This is a genomic window from Streptomyces sp. NRRL WC-3549 (assembly GCF_000721935.1).
In the GTDB taxonomy this organism is placed as follows: domain Bacteria; phylum Actinomycetota; class Actinomycetes; order Streptomycetales; family Streptomycetaceae; genus Streptomyces.
Genome location: NZ_KL585389.1, coordinates 76,907 through 83,042, shown reverse-complemented (window position 1 = coordinate 83,042; position 6,136 = coordinate 76,907). Strand labels below are relative to the sequence as shown.

The following is a 6,136-nucleotide window of genomic DNA, read 5'->3' as shown; positions in this document are numbered from 1 at the left end:
GACGTTGGCGGGCGCGCCGCCGAACTGGGCGGCCCGTACGTCACCGTCCCCGTCCCTGGGGACGAGGTCGATGAGGGCCTCGCCGAGTACGAGGACCGCGCCGGGGCCGCCCGTCACGGCTCGACCACGATCTTGCGCCCGATGCCCGCCTTGAAGCGGTCGATGGCCTCGGGGTACTGCTCCAGCGGCAGCCGGTCGCTGATGAACACCGAGGGGTCGAGGACCCCGGTGGCGAAGAGCGCGGCGGCCCGTTCGTAGCTGTGCAGGACCGCCATCGAGCCGGTGATGGTGATCTCCTGGTTGTAGATGCGGTACGGCTCGATGACGGCGGTGGTCGCGTAGTCGGCGACGCCGAACTGGAGGAAGGTGCCGCCCTTCGCGACGCGCCCCAGGCCGTCCTGGATGGCGCCGGCGTTGCCGGTCGCGTCGATGACGACGTCCCAGCCGCGGGGCTGCTCCAGCTCCTCGGCACCGGCCGCGGCACGGGAGCAGCCGAGGAGGCCCGCGGTGCCGAGGCGGTCGGGGTTGACGTCCAGCACGTCGACGGAGGCCGCGCCGGTGCGCTTGGCGAGCTCCAGCATCATGAGGCCCATCGTGCCGGAGCCGTAGATCAGCACCTCGGCGCCGAGGTTGCCGTTCAGTACGTCGTAGCCGCGGACCGCGCAGGACAGCGGCTCGATGAGCGCGGCGTCCCGGACGTCGATGTGCTCGGGCAGCTTGACGCAGTTGGCGACGGGGGCCACGGCGAACTCGGCCGCACCCCCGGGGACGGTGACGCCGATGGCGGCCCAGCGCTCGCAGAGGTTGCCGCGTCCGATGCGGCAGTAGCGGCACTCGTGGCAGTGCAGGGACGGGTCGACGGCGACCCGGTCACCGACGGCGAGCTCCGTGACGTCACGGCCGACGCCCACGATCTCGCCGGCGAACTCGTGCCCCGGGACGATGGGCAGGGTGGGGGCGAACTCGCCCTGCAGAATGTGCAGATCGGTTCCGCACAGCCCGCAGGAGGCGACGGAGACCACGACGTCACGGGGGCCCGGGGTGGGGTCGGGGACGGTGGTGACGGAGACCTTGCCGGGGGCTTCGACGATCGCTGCCCGCATTATTTCACTGCTCCCAGAGAGAGGCCCTGGACGAGTTTGTCCTGGGCGGCGTAGCCGGCGGCGAGCACCGGCAGGGACACGACGACGGACGCGGCACACAGCTGGGCCAGGAACAGGCCCTGGCTGGTGACGAATCCGGTGAGGAAGACGGGCGCGGTCTGGGCGACGACGCCGGTGAGCACCCGTGCGAAGAGGAGTTCGTTCCAGCTGAAGATGAAGCAGATCAGCGCGGTGGCGGCGATGCCCGGGGCGGCCATCGGCGCGACCACCCGGGCCAGGACGGTCGGCAGCCGGGCCCCGTCGACCTGGGCGGCCTCGATGACGGAGACGGGCACGTCCGCGAGGAAGGACTGGAGCATCCAGACCGCGATCGGCAGGTTCATCGAGGTGTAGAGGAGGACCAGGAGCCAGATGTTGTCCAGCATTCCCACGTTCTTGGCGAACAGGTAGACGGGCAGCAGTCCCGCGACGACGGGCAGCATCTTCGTGGAGAGGAAGAAGAACAGCACGTCGGTCCACTTGCGTACGCGCCGGATGGAGAGCGCGTACGCCGCCGGGAGCGCCAGCAGGAGGACCAGGAGCGTGGAGAAGAAGGACGCCCCCAGGGAGTTGAGCAGCGGCGGCCAGGGGGTCACACCGGTGTCGGCGCCGAAGAAGGCCCGGTAGCCGTCGAGGGTGAGCGGGGCGAAGAGGGAGGGCGGGTTGGTCGCCGCGTCGGACTCGGCGTGCAGCGAGGTGAGGACCATCCACAGCGCGGGCAGGCAGAAGGCGAGACCGGCGGCCCAGGCCAGCAGGCCGAGGGCGGTGGAGCGCCGCTTGGCCCTGCGTGCCGTGCGGGGCACGGACGGGGACGCGGGGACGGTGGTGGCGGTCATGCGCGGTTCGCCTCCTCACTGAAGAGGGACGAGACGACCCGGAGCGCGAAGGTGGCGATGATGATCGTGCCGATCACGACGACGACCCCCGCGGCGGACGCCAGTCCGTATTCGTGGGCTTGGTAGAAGGTCTGGTAGATCGTGTAGGGGAGGTTGGCGGTGCCGAGTCCGCCCGCGGTGAGGGTGAACACCGCGTCGAAGTTCTGCACGATGTAGACGGCCCCGAGCAGGACGCCGAGTTCCAGGTACCGGCGCAGGTGCGGCAGGGTCAGGTAGCGGAAGGTCTGCCAGGCGCTCGCGCCGTCGAGGCGTGCGGCCTCGATCACCTCGGCGGGCCGGCTCTGGAGTCCGGCGAGCAGGATCAGCATCATGAACGGCGTCCACTGCCAGACCAGCGCGGCGATGACGGCGAGCAGCGGCATGTCGGCGATCCAGTCGGGCTGGCTCGGGGAGGTGTCCCCGAAGAGGTCGCCGACCCAGTGCAGGGCGCCGTTGAAGAGCCCGTACTCCGGGTTGTAGAGGGCGTGCTTCCACAACAGGGCGGCGGAGACGGGCACGAGCAGGAACGGCGTGATGAGGAGCGTACGGACCATGCCGCGGCCGAAGAACGTCCGGTCCAGGAGCAGGGCCAGGGCGAGCCCGAGGACCACCGTGGCGATGACGACACCGGCGGTGAGCAGCACCGTGGTGACGACCGAGTCCCGCAGCGCGGCGTCGGTGAAGACGGACGCGTAGTTGCCGAGTCCGTTGAAGCTGCGTTTGTCGGGGTTGAGGGAGTTCCAGTCGAAGAGGGAGATGACCAGGGTCGCCACGAACGGCAGCTGGGTGACGACGATCAGGAAGACCAGGGCGGGCAGGAGCGGTGCCCGGGTGGCCCATGCCCTGGGTCCGCCCTTGCGGGGGGCGGGTGCGGGCGCGGGCGCCCGGGGCGGGGAGACGGGTGGTGTGGTGCCGGCTGCTGTGGTCATCGGTACTCCTTGGCGACCTGCTCGGCCAGCTTCTGGGAGGTGGCGAGCGCCTTGTCGACGGACTGGCGGCCGGCGATGGCGGCGCTGATCTCCTGCGCGACCTTGGTGCCGAGATCGGTGAACTCGGGTATGCCGACGAACTGGATGCCGGCGACGGGGCGCGGCTGGGTGCCGGGGTTCAGCGAGTCGGCGCCGGCGATGGCCTCCTTCGTGACGTCGGCGAAGGCGCCGGCCTCCTCGCGGTAGGCGGGGATGTCATAGGTGGAGGCGCGCTTCCCGGCGGGCACGTCGGACCAGCCGCTGGTCTCACCGACGAGTTCCTCGTACTCCTTGCCGGACGCCCAGGAGACGAACTTCCAGGCGTCGTCGGCCTTCCTGGATGCCTTCTGGATGCCCCAGGCCCAGGTGTAGAGCCAGCCGGAGCTCTTGGTCTTCTCGACCGGCGCGGGGACGTAGCCGATCTTCCCCTTCACCGGGGAGCCGGCCGCCTCCAGCGATCCGGCGCCGGCCGTGGCGTCGTACCACATGGCCGTCTTGCCCTGCGTCATGTTGTTGAGGCATTCCGCGTAGCCGGACTGGGAGGCGCCGCGCTCGCCGTGCTTGCGCACGAGGTCGACGTAGAACCGGGTGGCCTCCTTGAACTCCGGTGCGGTCAGCCGGGCTTCCCAGTCCTCGGTGAACCAGGTGCCGCCCATGGTGTTGACGACGGTGGTGAGCGGTGCCATGAGCTCACCCCAGCCCGGCAGTCCGCGCAGGCAGATGCCCTTCATGCCGGACTCGGCTCCGTCCGCCCGGGCCGCCAGGTCCGCCACCTGCTGCCAGGTGGGGTGCTCGGGCATGGTGAGGCCCTCGGCCTCGAAGACGTCCTTGCGGTACATGAGGAAGGACGACTCGCCGTAGAAGGGTTCGGCGTAGAGCTTGCCCTCGGCGGTGAGCGCGTCCCGCAGGGGCTTGAGGATGTCCTCCTGGTCGAAGGCGGTGTCCTGCTCGGCGTAGTCGTCGAGGGCGTGCAGCCAGTCGTTCTTCGCGAAGAACGGCACCTCGAAGTTGCTGATGGTGCCCACGTCGTACTGTCCGGCCTGGTTGGAGAAGTCCTGGCTGATCTTGTCGCGGACGTCGTTCTCCGGAAGCACGGTGAAGTTGACCTTGATACCGGTCTCCCGGGTGAAGTGCTCCGCGGTGAGCTTCTGCAACTGGAGCATCTGCGGGTTGTTCACCATCAGTACGTTCAGCGCGTCACCTCCTCCGAAGGAGGTGCCGCCGGCTCCGGCACACCCGACGGCCACAAGCGCCATCGCTGCGGTGCCCGCGACCGCACGCACGCGGGTCCCGCGGCGTCGTTGCTGGTGGGGCATGGATTCTCCTGATCGGTCGTAGCGGTTCGTACGTCGGTGCCGTGCCCGTTCGGACACGGCGGGGCTGCCCTCCGGGCTCCTCGCGGGAGACCGGGGGCACTTGCTCAACGGGTTCAGACGCGGATGACGTGGGGGCCGAGGAGGGAGTAGCGCTGCGCCTCGGCCGCGGGCAGCCCGGTGTCGGTGACGACGGCCTCCAAGTCGCCGACCCCGGCGAAGCGGCAGAAACTCACCGCTCCGAACTTCGTGTGGACTCCGGCGAAGATCCGGCGGCGGGAGCTGCGCACGGCCTGCGCCTTGACCTCGCTGACGGCCGGGTCGGGGGTGGTGAGCCCGTACTGGCGGGAGATGCCGTTCGCACCGACGTACGCCAGGTCGATGACGAAGTCGGCGAGCATGCGGGTGGTCCAGTGGTCGACGGTCGCCATCGTGCCGCTGCGGACGCGTCCGCCGAGCAGGAGCACGGAGGTCTTCTCCGCGTCCGCGAGGACCGTCGCGACGGCCAGGGACGCGGTGACCACGGTCAGCGGCCGGTCGCGGGGCAGCGCCTCGGCGATGAGCTGCGGGGTGTAGCCCTCGTCGACGAAGACCCTGGAGCAGGTCGGCGGCGACCGCCGCGATCCGCGACTTCTGCGGCACGTGGCGTGTGGTGCGCATCGCGAGGGTGGTCTCGAAGCCCGCGCTCTCCACGGGGTACGCACCGCCGTGGGTACGCCGCACGAGGCCGTGCTCCTCAAGGGTGTGCAGATCGCGCCGGATGGTCTCCTTGGCCACCTGGAACTCCTCGGCCAGCCGGTTCACGTCGACCGAACCGTCCTGTCGGGCCGTCTCGAGAATGCCCCGCCGACGTTCCTCGGTGCCCACGACACCATCCTTGTGCTAGGTGCGAATTCGCCAGAGCCCGGTGACCGTTCGGGCCCTCGCATAGTTTGTACAAGCAGGAGCGGGTGTTCGACCAGCTCCTTCGCATCACGGACTCTGCCCGTTCGTGCCCGTTTCCCGGGGAGGCCCCGCACTGGTCGGAGCGCTTTTCGGCCGCCGGGCGTCCGGCGCACCGTCCGTTCGGGCCGTCACCCCGCCCGTTTCACGCCCGTTTCGCGGTCGCGGGGCCCGCCCGGTCCGGGCGCGGAGGGGTGGCCGGTGTTCGCCCCTCGTGGGCAGGCCGCCAGGGCACGCGCGCGTCGGTGCCCGAGCGGCTTCACGGGCTCGGCGCTTCGCCGCCGGGCGGTCCGGGGCTCCGGGGCGGGTTCAGCCGCCGAGCCAGGCGAGGGCGGCCACCACCACCGCGCTGACGCCGGTGTCCAGGGTCGGCTGGACGACGGGCGCGAACGCGGCGCTGTGGTTGACCGGGACGTCCTGGGCCACGGTGCCCTTCCGGGCCGCCTCGGCGTAGCGCTCGGGGTCGATGCCGCCGATCGCCCAGTACGTGAACGGCACCCCGAACGCCTGGGGGATCTCGCTCAGGTCCTCGCTGGCGGTCTGCAGTTCGACGGTGTGGGCGTCGTCGCCGAAGTACGCGCCGAAGGCCTCCGCGACGCGCCGGGTCGGCTCCTCGTCGTTGACGGTGGGCGGGAAGGAGGCCGTCCGCTCGAACTCGGGCTTCCGCGGTGCGCGGGACGCCTCGCACTCGGCTCCGACGATCCGCTCGATCGCGTCCAGGACCTGGGTGCGCGTGGCGTCGTCGTAGGTGCGGACGTTGAGTTCGATGACGGCCCGGTCGGGGATGACGTTGGGACCGCTGCCCGCGTGGATGCTGCCCACCGTCACCACGGCCGGGGTGGTGGCGGCCAGTTCACGCGCGACGACGGTCTGCAGCCTGTCTCTTATACACATCT

General features: G+C 70.6%; 5 protein-coding genes and 1 pseudogene. All 6 read right to left on the bottom strand.

All coding sequences use genetic code 11. The annotated features are described in order from the left end of the window. Positions 1-113 precede the first annotated feature (113 nt). On the bottom strand, positions 114-1,103 hold the full coding sequence (locus IH13_RS0107735) for a zinc-dependent alcohol dehydrogenase family protein (RefSeq protein WP_031082244.1): 990 nt from the start codon (positions 1,101-1,103) through the stop codon (positions 114-116). Continuing rightward, a complete protein-coding gene (locus tag IH13_RS0107730) occupies positions 1,103-1,978 on the bottom strand; it encodes a carbohydrate ABC transporter permease (protein ID WP_031082242.1) in 876 nt (291 codons plus the stop codon). Before IH13_RS0107730 ends, IH13_RS0107735 begins: the two co-directional genes overlap by 1 nt. Next, positions 1,975-2,946 (bottom strand): carbohydrate ABC transporter permease, encoded by a 972-nt coding sequence (locus IH13_RS0107725; protein ID WP_031082240.1) that lies wholly within the window; start codon positions 2,944-2,946, stop codon positions 1,975-1,977. The genes IH13_RS0107730 and IH13_RS0107725 overlap by 4 nt, the downstream gene beginning before the upstream one ends. Continuing rightward, the gene (locus tag IH13_RS0107720; protein ID WP_031082238.1) at positions 2,943-4,301 is read right to left on the bottom strand and encodes an ABC transporter substrate-binding protein; all 1,359 of its coding nucleotides are present in this window, start codon (positions 4,299-4,301) and stop codon (positions 2,943-2,945) included. Before IH13_RS0107720 ends, IH13_RS0107725 begins: the two co-directional genes overlap by 4 nt. Positions 4,302-4,414: 113 nt before the next feature. Then, positions 4,415-5,165: pseudogene (locus IH13_RS36940) on the bottom strand (DeoR/GlpR family DNA-binding transcription regulator). Between the two features lie 384 nt (positions 5,166-5,549). Then, a partial coding sequence (locus IH13_RS0107710; RefSeq protein ID WP_031082236.1) for a peptidase dimerization domain-containing protein occupies positions 5,550-6,136 on the bottom strand: 587 nt, incomplete at its 5' end.

What these genes read in the sequence shown, in the direction of transcription:
- IH13_RS0107730 (WP_031082242.1), bottom strand. Translation starts at nt 1,978, where the DNA reads ATGACCGCCACCACCGTCCCCGCGTCCCCGTCCGTGCCCCGCACGGCA.
- IH13_RS0107720 (WP_031082238.1), bottom strand. Translation starts at nt 4,301, where the DNA reads ATGCCCCACCAGCAACGACGCCGCGGGACCCGCGTGCGTGCGGTCGCG.
- IH13_RS0107735 (WP_031082244.1), bottom strand. Translation starts at nt 1,103, where the DNA reads ATGCGGGCAGCGATCGTCGAAGCCCCCGGCAAGGTCTCCGTCACCACC.
- IH13_RS0107725 (WP_031082240.1), bottom strand. Translation starts at nt 2,946, where the DNA reads ATGACCACAGCAGCCGGCACCACACCACCCGTCTCCCCGCCCCGGGCG.